Below are 13,444 nucleotides of genomic sequence, written 5' to 3'. Positions count from 1 at the left end.
TTCAGATGCGACGGGTCGCGCCAGCCTTATTGGCCCGTTGCCACAAGATAGCCGATGCCAGCGGCAACAAGCAGCCCCAGTACAACCGCGATAGTGATCTTGATCGCCGACCAGGGCCGTTCGCCCTGAACGCGGCCAGTGCGCCCGTTTACGACAAACCGATAAGTCTGACCGCGAAACTTGTAAGCGGCCATCCAGACGGGCAACAGGATGTGCTTGAAGGTCACGTTGCGCACATCCGTGTCAATCGCGTGTATGCGCTGACGGTCTCCACCAATGTCAAAACGAACGTCTCGTTCGATCACCCGCGCCATGTATCCGCGCGCCTCGGTATATCCGTCCGGCAATTCAATCGTGTAGGCCTCGGCGCGGAACCCGGCCAGATATTCTGGCTGATAAGGCTCCAGCGCGGGCAAATCCCAGGGTTCCAGCGCATCGGTATAGGTTTTTGGCAAAGATTGGGACGCCAGAACCAGAACATCGTCAAAGAAACGCTTTACCCGCCCGGATTTCGGCGACCAGCGGACTTTGGGCACCTGTTGCTGTACGCGTTTTCCATCACGCATGACGGTGCGCGTTTCGTAGTAAACGGTGCCACGCTCACCGCGATAGCTGGACTGCGTGTCTGCATCAAACGTCCAATAGGGGACGTAGATACCTTGCATTTTGCGACCCTTGCGGGCGTAGTCCTTCAACCCGTTGGGTGCAAACCAAAGACGGCCCAACCAATCCCCCATTGCCTTGTGTGCCGCACGCTCATCCAAGGCGAACGGCAATACGCCCTTTGGTTTTATGTGTCGATTGACCCCGGTATCCGTAACCACAGGTGTTGCACAGAACGGGCATTCAGCCGCGTGGGTGGCAGGGTCGAACTCGACCTGCGCCGCGCAATTGGGGCAGGACAGAACACGGGTTTCCTCGATCTCACTGTCCGGTAACCGATCCGCAATGGCCGCATCGAAATCCAGCTCTTTCAGGCTGGCACCACCCCAGGGGCCGGCACCGATTGCCTCGGTATGTCCGCAGTGGTCACAAGTCAGACTGCCGTCACCGGGGTTGAACCGGTAATCAGCGCCACATTGCTCGCAAGGGAATCTGTGCTCTTCGGTCATCGGGCAGCCCTATTCTTGCGCTGACGTCTGAAAGGTCAGGCTCCGGGCGGAGGTGGCGGCAGGATCGTGAACAACTGCGCCAGCTCCTGCACATCTCCGGCCTTTTTCCACCCGTCCTGACCAGCGGTCCAGACATGGGTGTCGCGCGTGATTTCCCCGTCGGTTGCCATCCGTCCCATCTTGGCCTTCGAGAAGGGGCCACTGGTCTGACCATCCACCGCGATGTGCCAGACATGCTCAACTGGCGGAGGAGGCGGCGGGGCCGCATGCGCTGCCGGTTGCGGGGCGGCGGGCGCGGAACCGCCCCATGGTCCGCTTGGTTGACCCGCTGCCATGTTTGACATCTGGTTGGCCATCGCCATCCCCATACCCATGCCAAGACCGGCGCCCATGCCACCGCTCTGGCCCGGGTTGTTGGCGGCCGCAGTCATTGCCTCAGCGGCGGAATACTGGGTGAACTTGCCCAAGTCGCCCGCCAACCCCATCGATGTCCGCTTGTCCAGCGCCGCCTCAACCGCAGGCGGCAGTGAGATATTTTCGATGTAGAACTCAGGCATTTCAAGGCCGTAGCCGTCAAGAACCGGTGAAACCTGGGCCGCGATCAGCTTGCCCAGATCGGCTGTGTTGGCAGCCATGTCCAGAACCGGAATACCCGACCCGGCGATTACGCGGCTGAATTCCTGCACGATGATATTGCGGATCTGAAAACTGATCTCATCCATCGTGAATTCACCATCGGTGCCCACGATCTCGACCATGAACCGGGCGGGATCCTTGACCCGGACGGTGTAAGTGCCAAAGGCCCGAATACGCGTTGGGCCGAATTCCGGATCGCGCAACATGATCGGGTTCTTTGTACCCCATTTCAGGTCATTGAACCGGGTCGTGTTGACGAAATAGATCTCGGACTTGAACGGAGACCGAAAGCCGTGATCCCAATGCTGCAATGTTGTCATGATCGGCATGTTGTTGGTTTCAAGCATGTAAAGGCCCGGCGTGAATACATCCGCCAGTTGCCCCTCATGCACGAAAACCGCGGCCTGACCTTCGCGCACGGTCAGTTTGGCGCCGTATTTGATTTCATGGCCTTCCCGCTGAAACCGCCAGACCATGGTGTCACGGGTGTCATCGACCCAGTGAATGACGTCGATAAATTCTCCACTCAGAAAATCGAAAATACCCATCTGGATCTCCTTTGCTTGGGCTCAGAGCTGTTGGCCCATCAATTCTCGCGCAATGATCCGAACCACGGGGCGGGCGGCCTCAACCGTCACGCCCGGCTGAAGGCGCGGGTCATAGAGCATTGTCAGCAGTTTCTCGTCATGGCTGGTCAGCAGCGCAAACTCATCATCATCATTGAAAATCGAGGGGCGCGCAGCAGGGCTGTCATTCGATAGCCCCAAACCCTGCGCGATCTCTTCGTGAATGCAGCTTTGTCGCAGCAGGTCGGGCAACTCGGTCCGGATCAGCGTCACCGCCCGTACATAGCGGTGCGGTGCGGTGCTGGTGGCCGAGGCAAAAACAAAACAGTCAATGTTCGCGCGCGGATTGGCGACAAGGTCCAGCAAGGCCTGACTGATATTCGGGATCAGTTGTTTGAGGCGCGTTACCACGAACGCGCTGTCATCTTTGCCCGCGAAAAACACGTGAAAATTCGCCTTGCGATTCACGACCGAAATCGGATGGTCCGTCAACCTGGCCAACCTCGCGGCATAGGCTTCGATCTGTGCGGCATCCTGTTCGCGCGCGGCGGGTGCAACGGACGGGGCGAACTCGGCCTGAATGCGCACCGGACCGGTCCAGCGGCTGAGTTGCCCGTCTGTTTGCCGGGATGACACGGTCACCGCATGGTCGGGATATTCGCTGTAGAAGGCAATAACCTCAAAGTTGCGCGCCAGATCGTCGGCATCATAAGGCGCGTCCGGGCCACCACCATCTATGCGCAAAAGGCCGCGAGTCAGCAGATCACGCTCGACCCGTTGATAAAACCGGGCCAGATCCTGACTGGCCGCAGAGGGAGGGACATAGGCAATCGGTTCAGGCGCAAGAGCAACCGGGCGTGGTTGCGGAGCCACCGAAGACGTCAGCGCTTCATCACAATTGGCCAGGGCCAACAGCAACGCCAAGCCCAGAAATGGCTTGTGATATCCCGATACCCGCACCCGTCGCCCGCCGTTAGCTTGGAATTGCCGTGCCGGCATTTTCGCCGATCCCGTCTTGTCGTGCTTTTGCAGCTGCAAGAGTGTCGCGCAGTTCGGCCTCCATCTTCTGCAATTCCTGCTCGGCTGCGGCGCGCTTGGCCTTGCCTTCATCCGCAATGGCGAGGCTTTCATTGATGGTGCCGATAAGATCGGCATTGGCTTTCTTGACCGCTTCGATGTCGAACACACCGCGTTCCATTTCCTCGCGGATCATCTTGTTGGATTGGCGCAGATTGGCCGCGTTTGAGGTCAGCAGTTCGTTTGTCAGATCATTGGCGTCACGCACGGCCGTGGCGGCCTCGGCACTGCGCTGGATCGTGACAGCCTGCGCCAGCTGGGTTTCCCAAAGCGGCACTGTATTAACCAGGGTCGAGTTGATCTTGGTCACCAGAGATTTGTCATTTTCCTGCACAAGGCGGATCGAGGGCAGCGACTGCATCGTTACCTGACGCGTCAACTTCAGGTCATGCACGCGGCGTTCCAAATCGTCGCGTGCGGCGCGCATATCGCGTAACTCCTGCGCTTTCATTACCTGTTCGTCTTCGGGCGCGGCCTGAACCTCGGCCTCTTTTTCCGGGATGTCATGGCTGTCCAGCTCGGTCAGCTTTTCTTCGCCTGCTGCGATATAGAGTGCAAGTTCGTCATAGAACCCCAGCGTTTTTTCATACAACAGGTCCAGAGACTTGATGTCCTTCAGCAGCGTGTGTTCATGGCTAAGCAGGTTGTCGGTGATCCTGTCGATCTGGCCCTGAACCTCTTCGTATTGAGCGGTAAACTTGGCGAACGGGGCGGCTCTGCCTAGCAATTTCTCCCACCAGCTACGTTCGCGGCGCACGTCCAGTTCACTGACCGAAAATCCCCGGATAGTGGTCACGATGCTGCGCAGGCTGTCCCCGGCGGGGCCAACATCCTTGTTGCGGACATCCGCCAACATAGCCTGGCTGATTTCCTGCAACTCCGCCTGAGCGGACGATCCGAAAGAAACGATCGAGTTGGTGTTGCCCATGTCGATCTCATCCATGCGCTTGCGGATTTCGGCGCTGACGGGCTCGTCAGCCTCTTCAAGCGAGATAAGCTCTGCCTTGGGTTCCGGCAGGGCCACGGCCGTCACCTCCTGCACCAGCGTTTCTGCTTCGACAGCCTTATTCTTGATCTCATCGGACATGGGAAAAATCCTCTCTCAAAAAAAACGGTACGGCTAATCCAGCCGAACACCTTCGCGCTGCAGCCGTTCGCGCAGCACGTCAATTTCAACCGTCAGATCACTGCGGTCATCCAATAGCATTTTTCGGGTGCGGGCCGCGAAATTTTGTTCGAGATCGTCCAGAAGGGACGTGTAATCAGCCAAGGCCTGGGGATCACGGGTCCGGGCATAGACGTCGGCAAACTTCACCGTCGCGTCCCGCGCGCCCTGCAGGTAGACAGTTAGGTATTTGCGCGCACCGGCCAGATCGCGCGGGTCTTCTTCGACCGTACGGAAAAGATCGCGGGCGGTGTTCTGGAATTGTTCGACCCGCGCCTCAACCCGCCGGTCGCCCGCCCGTTTGACCGCGTCCGTCATCGCGGAAAGGTGCGTTTCAGCGTCTTTAAGCACACGGACAACGCGATCCTGCTGAAAGGTGTCGATCCCTTCCATGCCCTTATCTTTCATCGGGTCCAGGCCGAAAGACACGGAGTGCAATGCCGTTGCGACCAATCCGAACAGGATCGGAGCCAGCAGACTGGCCTGCGCGGTAGTCTCGGCATCCAGATACTCGGTTCGGTACGCGGCAAGCGCGGCCCCAAACCCCGTTAAAACGCTTGCGAAAATCTTGCGAGGAAACGCCGGGCGACGCGCGGTGCGGCGCGCGTTGTATTCTGCTTCGGCGCGCAATCCTTCGCGCAACAGAAACGCCGCGGCTGTTAGCAGACCCGCTGCGATCAGACCAATGGTCATCCCGATTGCGCCGTCGTTCAGCGACAGAAAGACCAAGGGAATGGCTGGAACAAACAGAATGTTCGCTCGGGCACCTGCGGGTTCAACCCGCGCACCTTGAAACTGCCCACGCTGCGACTGATCATCATTTGATCCGCCGCCTTCGGGGCTGAATTTTCCGCCATACCGTTTCGCCATGTGCTACAGGCCCCCCAGCACGCCGGTGCAGACACCAAACAGCAGCACCAAAAGGGCCGCGTAGGCCAGTTTTTGCACTCCGGTTCCAGACATGGCGCCCCCCTGAACAGCAGCTTGCAGAAAATTTAGAGGATGCGCGGGCTTGGCGCTAGGGGGAAGGTTGCGAAACCGGCGTCACTTGCGTGATTTCTTACCCACCGGTGCCCGTTTTCTTTGCGGTCGGGGCGGGCGTTTGGGTTTGTCACCGGGTTCCGCGTCCAGCCCCAACTGATCCCGCATCACGCGGCGGCGTATTTCTTCGACCTCGCCGGGTTTCAGGCTGCCCAGTTGGAACGGGCCATAGGACACGCGCAGCAAGCGGTTCACGGCAAAGCCGATATCTTCGATCGCGCGGCGAATCTCGCGGTTTTTACCCTCGCGCAGACCGATGGTCAGCCACGCGTTTGCCCCTTGCTGGCGGTCGAGCGAGACCTCCATAGGCAGAAACCGCTCGCCGTCGATCACCAACCCCGTGCGTAAAGGCGCGAAATCCTCGTCCTTGGGGCGTCCGTTTACCCGCACGCGGTATTTGCGCAGCCAGCCTGTCGAGGGCAATTCCAGCTTTCGCTTGATGCCGCCGTCATTGGTCAGCAACAACAACCCTTCCGAGTTCAGGTCCAACCGCCCAACGCTCATGACGCGGGGCATGTCTTCGGGCAGGTTGTCAAAGATAGTTGCGCGGCCTTTCTCGTCGCGCGTTGTCGTCACCAGACCGGGCGGCTTGTGATACAGCCAAAGGCGCGAGGGTTCGGGCTCGGACACCGGTTTGCCGTCCACGGTGATCTTGTCTTTGCCAGTGACATTCAGGGCAGGGCTGGTGATGGTCTTGCCATTCACACTCACACGACCGGCTTCGATCATGCGTTCGGCTTCACGGCGCGAGGCAATGCCCGCGCGGGCAAGGACTTTGGCGATCCGGTCGCCGGGAGGAGGGGTTTTGGTCATCCGCAGCCCATAGCGCATCCCGCTCGCTTGCGAAAGGCAGGTTTCTGATGCAGTGAGGGGCATGGTGTTCAAATCGCATATGGACAAGGCGCTGGCCGAGGCGCACGCTGCCGCAGATCGCGGCGAGGTTCCGGTAGGGGCCGTTATTGTTGCACCAGACGGTCGTATTGTGGCGGCAGCCGGGAACCGGACGCGTGAGTTGAACGATCCGACAGCCCATGCCGAAATTCTGGCCCTGCGCGCGGCCTGCGCCGATGCCGGGTCCGAACGGCTGCCCGGTCATGATCTCTATGTCACGCTGGAACCCTGCGCGATGTGCGCGGCGGCTTTGGCCGCGGCGCGTATCCGGCGCATATATTACGGCGCAGCCGATCCGAAATCAGGCGGGGTGGCGCATGGCGCGCGGGTATTCACCCATAAACAAGCGCACCATGTTCCCGAAGTTTACGACGGTATCGCCAGCCAAGAGTCCGCCGAACTTCTGAAAACCTTCTTCGCTGAGCGGCGTGACCCTAGAGAGTGATGGGTTTCATCACTTCCGGCTCAATCACATCCACCCCCGGCAGACCATCAATCAACGCCTGTGCAGACTGCTCCAAAATCGGGAAGGTCTTGTAGTGGCAGGGGATCACCGTCTTGAAGTCAAAGTACCGTTTGGCTGCATAGGCCGTGCCCTTCATGTCCATGGTGAAATGCCCGCCCGCCGACAAGATGCCGATGTCTGGTTTGTAATAATCACCCATCCAATCCATATCGGCCATGATATCGGTGTCACCAGACACATACAGCGTGTGCCCTTCTGAGGTGATCATGAAGCCGACCTCGCTGCCTCCGGTCCGCAGGCCGTCGGGCGTGGAAAAGGTCGAGCTGTGCGAGGCAGGCACCATCGACACCATCACACCGTTCAGGTTCACCGTACCGCCCTTGTTGAAACCGATGGTTTCCAGTTCCTCGGCCTCGCTCCAATAGCCCATAAGATCGTATTGGCCGACAACCGGCACCTTCAGATGCTTGGCCAGCGGAAGGACGTCGACCACATGGTCGAAATGAGTGTGGGTCAGCAGGATGTGGGTTGCGCCATCCACGGCATTGTCGTGGTGATCTTCTGGCAGCACTGGGTTTCCGGTCAGCCAGGGGTCGATCAGCAAAACCTGCCCCCCGGTTTCAATGCGGAAACTGCCATGCCCCAGCCAGATTATATTCATGAATCGTCCTCCCAAAACAAACTGTTGGCATCAACTTAGCATCAGCTATGTAAAAGTTCATGGATTGGTTTCAGGAAATTAACGGGTATTGTGAACGGTTATCGCCTGACTATTGGGCTGAACCGATCAACGCAGTAACAAACGCAGCTTTTCTGATCGCGGCTTTTGTCATGTGGCGGCGGGTGCGGGGGCAGGGAACGCCGCTGGCGATGGTGTTGGTCGTGATACTGGCTGCCATTGGAGTCGGCAGCTATTTGTTCCACACGCATGCGCAGGTCTGGGCCGCGATGGCGGATGTCGTGCCGATTCTGTTGTACATTCTGGTCTACATATTCGCGATCAACCGCGACGTTTGGCATATGAAACCGCTGACAGCCGGGATCGTGACCAGTCTGTTCATTCCCTATGCCGCAGCAACCGTCCCGTTGTTTCAATACGTTCCGGGGCTTGGCGGATCAGCGGCTTATGTACCGGTGCCGTTGTTGATCCTGATCTACGCCTTTCTGCTGCGGAACCGCGTACCAGATACCGCCCGAGGGTTGGCCATCGGCGCTTCGATCCTGATCGCATCGATCACCTTTCGCGCTTTGGACGAACCGATCTGCGCACAAGTGCCACTGGGGACACATTTCATGTGGCACATCCTGAATGCCACTATGCTGGGTTGGATGATCGAGGTTTATCGCAGGCACATGGCCCATGCGCCTCAGTCCTGAAACGCCGCGGCAAGCTGGTCCGGAAGATCGAACTCAGCCAAAACCCGTGCCCGACCATCTGCCGACATTTTACGTGCAGTTTTCTCAACAATTCGCTGGATTTTCTCGGCGGAGTGCTTTTTCGCGAAGGGTGCGAAATACCACTTGAGGAAAACGAAACAGATAACGTCTTCCAGCGCCTGAACATCATCATGGCGTTTGATGCCCTGCTTTCGCAGCATACGTGAGGCAGATTCGGCCTCTTCCGCGCTGTAGCCGGCCTGAGTCATCATCTCTGCAACGACTTCGGCATGGTGGACACCCTGCGCCTTGCGCCAGGCCAGGTATCCCGCGCGACCGTCGGGGTATTCGCTGCGCGCCAGTTTCCAGCGTTCCACGTGCTGGCCGCGTGCGGCGATCTGCAAGGTTTCTGAGGCGCCGGGGAAAAGCCTGTCCAGTTCCGCGCTCATTCGCTGACCATAAAGCAGTTCGGCGGGTTGGCTGTCTTCAAGATTAGGGTCTTGCTTATTGGCCGCATCTATTGCGTCGAAAACCGCTTGTTTGCGTGCGCTCATGTTCCGCTCCGTTGGATTGCCGGACTTGATGCAGTCCGGCTTAGTTTTTCACATCGTAGCGGTGTGCTCTGTCGGATGCAGTAGTCAATTGCATCCTGACCGGGCCAGTGGGGAAATCTGACCCGGCCGTGTTGTCCCCTTATTTGCCAGTTTTGGCGGAGTCCTGAGTGACCGTTTGTGCGTCGGACGTCGGGAAAGAAAGGTTAGGGATCAAGTTATGCGTGCTGACGCCAAAGGCCATGGCCGGTGTGCCAAGGATGGTTGCGGTCAAAAGGGCTGCGGTCAGGAAGGATTTCATTGTCTTTCTCCGGGTTTCGGCTGTGCCATAGGGATGAAATGAACAGTACAGTTTAGTTTTTCAAGTAATAAACTGAACTGTTCGGTTTATTTTTACGTTTAAAGGTTATTCAATTTTGAATGGTTGACCGCCGCTTCCCAGCCCAAGGGGGCTACATCCACCACTGCACGCTCTTGCGACCGGGCCACCAGACGGGTAAACGCCCCCTAACGCATATGAGGTTTTCCGATGTCGATTGACCAAAGCACTGCCGCCAAGGTGGCCAAACTGGCCCGGATCAAGGTCGAGGATGATGCGCTGCCTGCGCTGGCGTCCGAGTTCAACACCATCCTTGGGTTCATCGAGCAACTGAACGAAGTGGATGTCGAGGGTGTGGAGCCGATGGTTTCAGTCGAGCCGATGCGTCTGAAACGTCGGCAGGATGTGGTGACCGATGGCAACCAGCAGGACAAGGTTCTAGCGAACGCCCCCGACGCCCGCGAAGGCTTTTTCGCAGTCCCCAAAGTGGTGGAGTAAGACATGAGCGATCTGAACAAACTGGGCCTGGCCGAGGCCCGCGACGCGCTGCGCAAGGGTGAAGTGACCTCGGTCGAGTTGACAGAATCCTGCCTCACGGCGATTGACGCTGCCGATGCGCTGAATGCCTTCGTTCACAAGACGCCCGAGATTGCTTTGGAACGTGCCAAGGCTGCGGATGAGCGGATCAAGGGTGGTGATGCTCCGTCGATGTGCGGTTTGCCAATCGGCATCAAAGATCTGTTCTGCACCAAGGGCGTGCCGTCGCAAGCGGCCTCGAAGATTCTGGAAGGCTTCAAGCCCGAATACGAATCCACCGTGTCGCAGCAACTGGCCGATGCCGGTGCCGTCATGCTGGGCAAGCTGAACATGGACGAATTTGCCATGGGCTCGTCCAACGAGACATCAGTCTACGGCAACGCGGTCAGCCCGTGGCGTCGCGGCAACGACGATGCTCAACTGACACCGGGTGGCTCGTCGGGTGGGTCTGCGTCAGCGGTGTCTGCCGATCTGTGTCTGGCTGCAACTGGCACCGACACCGGCGGCTCAATCCGTCAGCCTGCTGCCTTCACCGGCATCACAGGCATCAAGCCGACATACGGGCGTTGCTCGCGCTGGGGTATCGTGGCCTTTGCGTCCTCGCTGGATCAGGCTGGTCCGATGACCAAGAACGTGCGCGACGCGGCCATTATGCTTGAGGCGATGTGCGGTCACGATCCCAAAGACTCCACCAGCGCAGAACTGGCTGTCCCGAATTTCGAGGCGATGCTGACCGGCGATATCAAGGGCAAGAAAATCGGTATCCCCAAGGAATACCGCATGGACGGCATGCCCGCCGAGATCGAAAAGCTTTGGGCCGATGGCGCGGAGATGCTGAAAGATGCGGGTGCCGAGATCGTCGATATCTCATTGCCGCATACCAAATACGCGCTGCCTGCCTATTACGTGATTGCCCCGGCCGAGGCGTCCTCGAACCTCGCCCGCTACGACGGTGTCCGCTATGGCCGCCGGGCGCAGTTGGCGCAGGGGGACGGCATCACCGAGATGTATGAAAAGACCCGCGCCGAGGGTTTTGGCCACGAAGTGCAGCGCCGCGTGATGATCGGAACCTACGTTCTGTCGGCAGGCTTCTACGATGCCTATTACAACCGGGCGCGCAAGGTGCGGACACTGATCAAAAAGGACTTTGAGGATGCCTTCGCAGCGGGTGTTGATGCGATCCTGACCCCGGCGACGCCATCGGCCTCGTTTGGCTTGGGAGAAATGACCGAGGCGGACCCGGTTCAGATGTACCTCAACGACGTGTTCACCGTGACGGTGAACCTTGCCGGTTTGCCGGGTGTTTCGGTTCCTGCGGGTCTCGACAAGCAGGGTTTGCCCCTTGGCCTGCAGCTGATCGGGCGTCCGTGGGAAGAGGGCGATCTGCTGAACACAGCCTATGCGCTCGAAAACGCCGCCGGATTTGTGGCCAAGCCGACCAAATGGTGGTAATCCTGACATCAGGCAAGACAACACAAGACGGAGCAGCTGGATGCGCTTTTCGCTTCTGATCCCCGCAATCGGATTGTTGGCCGCCTGTGATACGGTGGCCCCCGTGAGTGGCACGGACTTCAACACGCCCGCTTACCAGGCCCAACGTGAGGCGCAATTGGCGGGGCAGGGGTTCACTGGAAACCCTCTGCTTGGTCCGGTTGACGTGTCTGAACAGCCGCTCGGCGCACCCGGTGCAGATGGAACGCTGCCAAGCGGTGACAATGCGGATATCGCGTCGGCAACAGCAGCGGCATTGGCCAGCACGTCCGGGCAAGCCACGATCACTCCCCTCGTGTCTCCTGTCGAAGACCCCATCAACACGGGAATATCCGACGAACAGGATTTCGAAGCCGTTTCGGGCCGTCGCACGATTGAGTCGGACGCGGCCCGGATCGAGCAGAATCGCCAGACTTACGAGGTTGTCACACCCACTGCCGTTCCGCAGCGCGGAGCGGAGGGTCAACCCAATATCGTGCAATACGCGCTGGACACGTCGAACCCGGTGGGAACCCAGTTGTACAGCCGTGCAGGGTTCAACCTGCAAGCCAAGGCGCAGCGCAACTGCGCACGGTATCCGTCGCCCGATCAGGCTCAGATTGAGTTCCTGGCAAACGGTGGTCCACAGCGCGATCGCAAGGGTCTTGATCCGGATGGGGATGGATATGCGTGTAGCTGGGATCCAAGCCCGTTTCGCAGTGCCGTCAGCAACTGAACCGCTGACACCGATCTGGCACCCTTCGCCCAATTTCGGCCCGCGTCGGGATGGTTTAGTGCCGTCAATGGTCGTGATCCACTATACCGCGATGAACAGCGCTCAGGTCGCGCTGGATCGACTTTGTGATCCATCCCACGAGGTCTCGGCCCACTATCTGATCGGTGGGGACGGGACGCTGTGGCAGATGGTCAACGAGGAAGAACGTGCCTGGCACGCGGGTGCGGGCAGTTGGCGCGGGCGAACCGATATCAATTCGCGTTCGATTGGGATTGAGCTTGATAACCGCGGAGATCATCCGTTCTCCGAGCCGCAAATGACGGTGCTTGAGAAATTGCTCGTTGAAATTATGTCGAGATGGCACATCGAACCCGATGCCGTAATCGGCCATTCCGACATGGCGCCGAGCCGAAAGAAAGATCCCGGTTGGAAGTTCGACTGGCAAAGACTGGCGCGTGCCAACCTGTCGGTTTGGCCAGAGGTCAACGCAGCCGAGGCCGTTGAAGGGTACGCTACACCAGAGCGACTAAAAGAGTTTGGGAACGAGCTTGCCCGCTTTGGTTATACTGTCGACGGTCTGCCGTCTCTGTCATTGCTGGATGCGTTTTGCCAGAGATTCGCTCCGGCATTCCGGGGCTTCGGTCCGGATAAGCTGGCAATGGCGCGTGAACTTGGCGCACGTTTTGGCGTTGACCGGCTGAAAGATGAGGCATAATTGATCCCTCGCGCGGAGGGCCGGATGGCCGCTGGGGTGTAAGCCCGAGAGGAAAGTCCGGACTCCACAAGACAACGGTGCCGGGTAACGCCCGGGCGGGGCAACCCGACGGAAAGCGCCACAGAAATCAAACCGCCTTGGGTTTCGGCCCGGGGTAAGGGTGAAACGGTGGGGTAAGAGCCCACCGCGCCGCTGGCAACAGCGGCGGCACGGCAAGCCCCACCGGGAGCAATGCCAAATAGGGTCCCCGCGCGGGCCGGTCGGCGCAAGCCGATACCGCCGCTAAGCGCGTCTTGGCCGAGAGGGACCGGGTTGGCAGCTTGAGCCGCGCAGCAATGCACGGCCTAGAGGAATGGTCATCGAAGGGGGCAACCCCGGAACAAGATCCGGCTTACAGGCCCTCCGCGCGTATTTCCTGATTAGCGACCCGGTGGCGTGTAAGCGCCGGTCAGTTTGGCTGCCTTTTTCGCGATGGCTGCAAAATCTTTCGCTTTCCAAGCCTGAACAGTCTCGAGCCTCGACACTGCGCCTGAGGCTGCAACAGCCATGCCCACGGCGACGGCGTCCGTTCCATCGGGGGCTTCGCTTATAACGACAACATCATTGTCGCCGGTGGTCATATAAAACGCCAGCATCTTGCCCCCCATCTTTTTTAGCAACGCGCGAACGGGCGCAGTGCGGTCTTTGGGTTTTTTCAGCATGCCCCTGACACCCTCTGGCGAATAGGACGCGTAGGTAATGAAGATAGGCATGTCGACCTCCTGTTTCAGTTTGAAGTGGGACCC

The 13,444-nt window shown here is 59.0% G+C and carries 16 protein-coding genes and 1 other RNA gene; 7 read left to right on the top strand and 10 right to left on the bottom strand.

Features of this window, described 5'->3' with window-relative positions:
• Nucleotides 1-26: 26 nt before the first annotated feature.
• The 6 genes from AVO44_RS09660 to AVO44_RS09635 all read right to left on the bottom strand — a co-directional run bounded on the left by AVO44_RS09660 (nucleotide 27) and on the right by AVO44_RS09635 (nucleotide 6,473).
• Nucleotides 27-1,112, bottom strand: coding sequence for a TFIIB-type zinc finger domain-containing protein (locus tag AVO44_RS09660; RefSeq protein WP_068335962.1), 1,086 nt, complete (start codon nucleotides 1,110-1,112; stop codon nucleotides 27-29).
• A 35-nt stretch (nucleotides 1,113-1,147) separates the two neighbouring features.
• A complete protein-coding gene (locus AVO44_RS09655; RefSeq protein ID WP_068335958.1) occupies nucleotides 1,148-2,296 on the bottom strand; it encodes an SPFH domain-containing protein in 1,149 nt (382 codons plus the stop codon).
• A gap of 21 nt (nucleotides 2,297-2,317) precedes the next feature.
• Nucleotides 2,318-3,313, bottom strand: a complete 996-nt coding sequence (locus AVO44_RS09650; protein WP_205626537.1) for a DUF2927 domain-containing protein — start codon at nucleotides 3,311-3,313, stop codon at nucleotides 2,318-2,320.
• Nucleotides 3,288-4,478: a toxic anion resistance protein gene (locus AVO44_RS09645; protein ID WP_068335955.1), complete on the bottom strand. Its 1,191-nt coding sequence runs from the start codon at nucleotides 4,476-4,478 to the stop codon at nucleotides 3,288-3,290. The genes AVO44_RS09650 and AVO44_RS09645 overlap by 26 nt, the downstream gene beginning before the upstream one ends.
• Before the next feature lie 33 nt (nucleotides 4,479-4,511).
• Nucleotides 4,512-5,426, bottom strand: coding sequence for a 5-bromo-4-chloroindolyl phosphate hydrolysis family protein (locus AVO44_RS09640; protein WP_068335952.1), 915 nt, complete (start codon nucleotides 5,424-5,426; stop codon nucleotides 4,512-4,514).
• A 174-nt stretch (nucleotides 5,427-5,600) separates the two neighbouring features.
• On the bottom strand, nucleotides 5,601-6,473 hold the full coding sequence (locus AVO44_RS09635) for a pseudouridine synthase (RefSeq protein ID WP_068335949.1): 873 nt from the start codon (nucleotides 6,471-6,473) through the stop codon (nucleotides 5,601-5,603).
• Between AVO44_RS09635 and AVO44_RS09630 the strand changes: the two genes are divergently transcribed.
• Entirely contained in the window at nucleotides 6,472-6,933 is a 462-nt protein-coding gene (locus tag AVO44_RS09630) for a nucleoside deaminase (RefSeq protein WP_068335946.1), read from the top strand. The two genes, AVO44_RS09635 and AVO44_RS09630, sit on opposite strands and share 2 nt — an antisense overlap.
• Here AVO44_RS09630 and AVO44_RS09625 read toward each other — a convergent pair.
• On the bottom strand, nucleotides 6,923-7,615 hold the full coding sequence (locus AVO44_RS09625; RefSeq protein WP_068335944.1) for a metal-dependent hydrolase: 693 nt from the start codon (nucleotides 7,613-7,615) through the stop codon (nucleotides 6,923-6,925). The two genes, AVO44_RS09630 and AVO44_RS09625, sit on opposite strands and share 11 nt — an antisense overlap.
• Nucleotides 7,616-7,674: 59 nt before the next feature.
• Between AVO44_RS09625 and AVO44_RS09620 the strand changes: the two genes are divergently transcribed.
• The gene (locus tag AVO44_RS09620) at nucleotides 7,675-8,331 is read left to right on the top strand and encodes a ceramidase domain-containing protein (protein ID WP_068335941.1); all 657 of its coding nucleotides are present in this window, start codon (nucleotides 7,675-7,677) and stop codon (nucleotides 8,329-8,331) included.
• Here AVO44_RS09620 and AVO44_RS09615 read toward each other — a convergent pair.
• Nucleotides 8,322-8,885: a DUF4202 domain-containing protein gene (locus AVO44_RS09615; RefSeq protein WP_068335939.1), complete on the bottom strand. Its 564-nt coding sequence runs from the start codon at nucleotides 8,883-8,885 to the stop codon at nucleotides 8,322-8,324. The genes AVO44_RS09620 and AVO44_RS09615 overlap by 10 nt on opposite strands.
• A gap of 139 nt (nucleotides 8,886-9,024) precedes the next feature.
• Nucleotides 9,025-9,183 carry a hypothetical protein gene (locus tag AVO44_RS21030; RefSeq protein WP_157769959.1) on the bottom strand — a complete coding sequence of 53 codons (159 nt, stop codon included), beginning with the start codon at nucleotides 9,181-9,183 and terminating at the stop codon, nucleotides 9,025-9,027.
• Nucleotides 9,184-9,411: 228 nt separating this feature from the next.
• Here AVO44_RS21030 and gatC point away from each other — a divergent pair, with 228 nt between their 5' ends.
• The 5 genes from gatC to rnpB all read left to right on the top strand — a co-directional run bounded on the left by gatC (nucleotide 9,412) and on the right by rnpB (nucleotide 13,069).
• Nucleotides 9,412-9,699, top strand: a complete 288-nt coding sequence (gene gatC, locus AVO44_RS09610) for an Asp-tRNA(Asn)/Glu-tRNA(Gln) amidotransferase subunit GatC (protein ID WP_068335936.1) — start codon at nucleotides 9,412-9,414, stop codon at nucleotides 9,697-9,699.
• A gap of 3 nt (nucleotides 9,700-9,702) precedes the next feature.
• On the top strand, nucleotides 9,703-11,190 hold the full coding sequence (gene gatA / locus AVO44_RS09605; protein ID WP_068335933.1) for an Asp-tRNA(Asn)/Glu-tRNA(Gln) amidotransferase subunit GatA: 1,488 nt from the start codon (nucleotides 9,703-9,705) through the stop codon (nucleotides 11,188-11,190).
• A gap of 40 nt (nucleotides 11,191-11,230) precedes the next feature.
• The gene (locus AVO44_RS09600; RefSeq protein ID WP_068335929.1) at nucleotides 11,231-11,944 is read left to right on the top strand and encodes a hypothetical protein; all 714 of its coding nucleotides are present in this window, start codon (nucleotides 11,231-11,233) and stop codon (nucleotides 11,942-11,944) included.
• Nucleotides 11,895-12,659 (top strand): N-acetylmuramoyl-L-alanine amidase, encoded by a 765-nt coding sequence (locus AVO44_RS09595; protein WP_233421966.1) that lies wholly within the window; start codon nucleotides 11,895-11,897, stop codon nucleotides 12,657-12,659. The genes AVO44_RS09600 and AVO44_RS09595 overlap by 50 nt, the downstream gene beginning before the upstream one ends.
• A 12-nt stretch (nucleotides 12,660-12,671) precedes the next feature.
• An RNA gene (gene rnpB / locus AVO44_RS09590) (RNase P RNA component class A) lies at nucleotides 12,672-13,069 on the top strand.
• Between the two features lie 9 nt (nucleotides 13,070-13,078).
• Here rnpB and AVO44_RS09585 read toward each other — a convergent pair.
• Nucleotides 13,079-13,411 carry a GYD domain-containing protein gene (locus tag AVO44_RS09585; RefSeq protein WP_068335921.1) on the bottom strand — a complete coding sequence of 111 codons (333 nt, stop codon included), beginning with the start codon at nucleotides 13,409-13,411 and terminating at the stop codon, nucleotides 13,079-13,081.
• Nucleotides 13,412-13,444 lie beyond the last annotated feature (33 nt).

Origin of the sequence: Ruegeria profundi, assembly GCF_001507545.1 — a bacterium.
GTDB lineage: Bacteria > Pseudomonadota > Alphaproteobacteria > Rhodobacterales > Rhodobacteraceae > Ruegeria > Ruegeria profundi.
The sequence above is the reverse complement of the archived record's forward strand: the minus strand, read 5'-3'. Positions and strand labels throughout refer to the sequence as shown.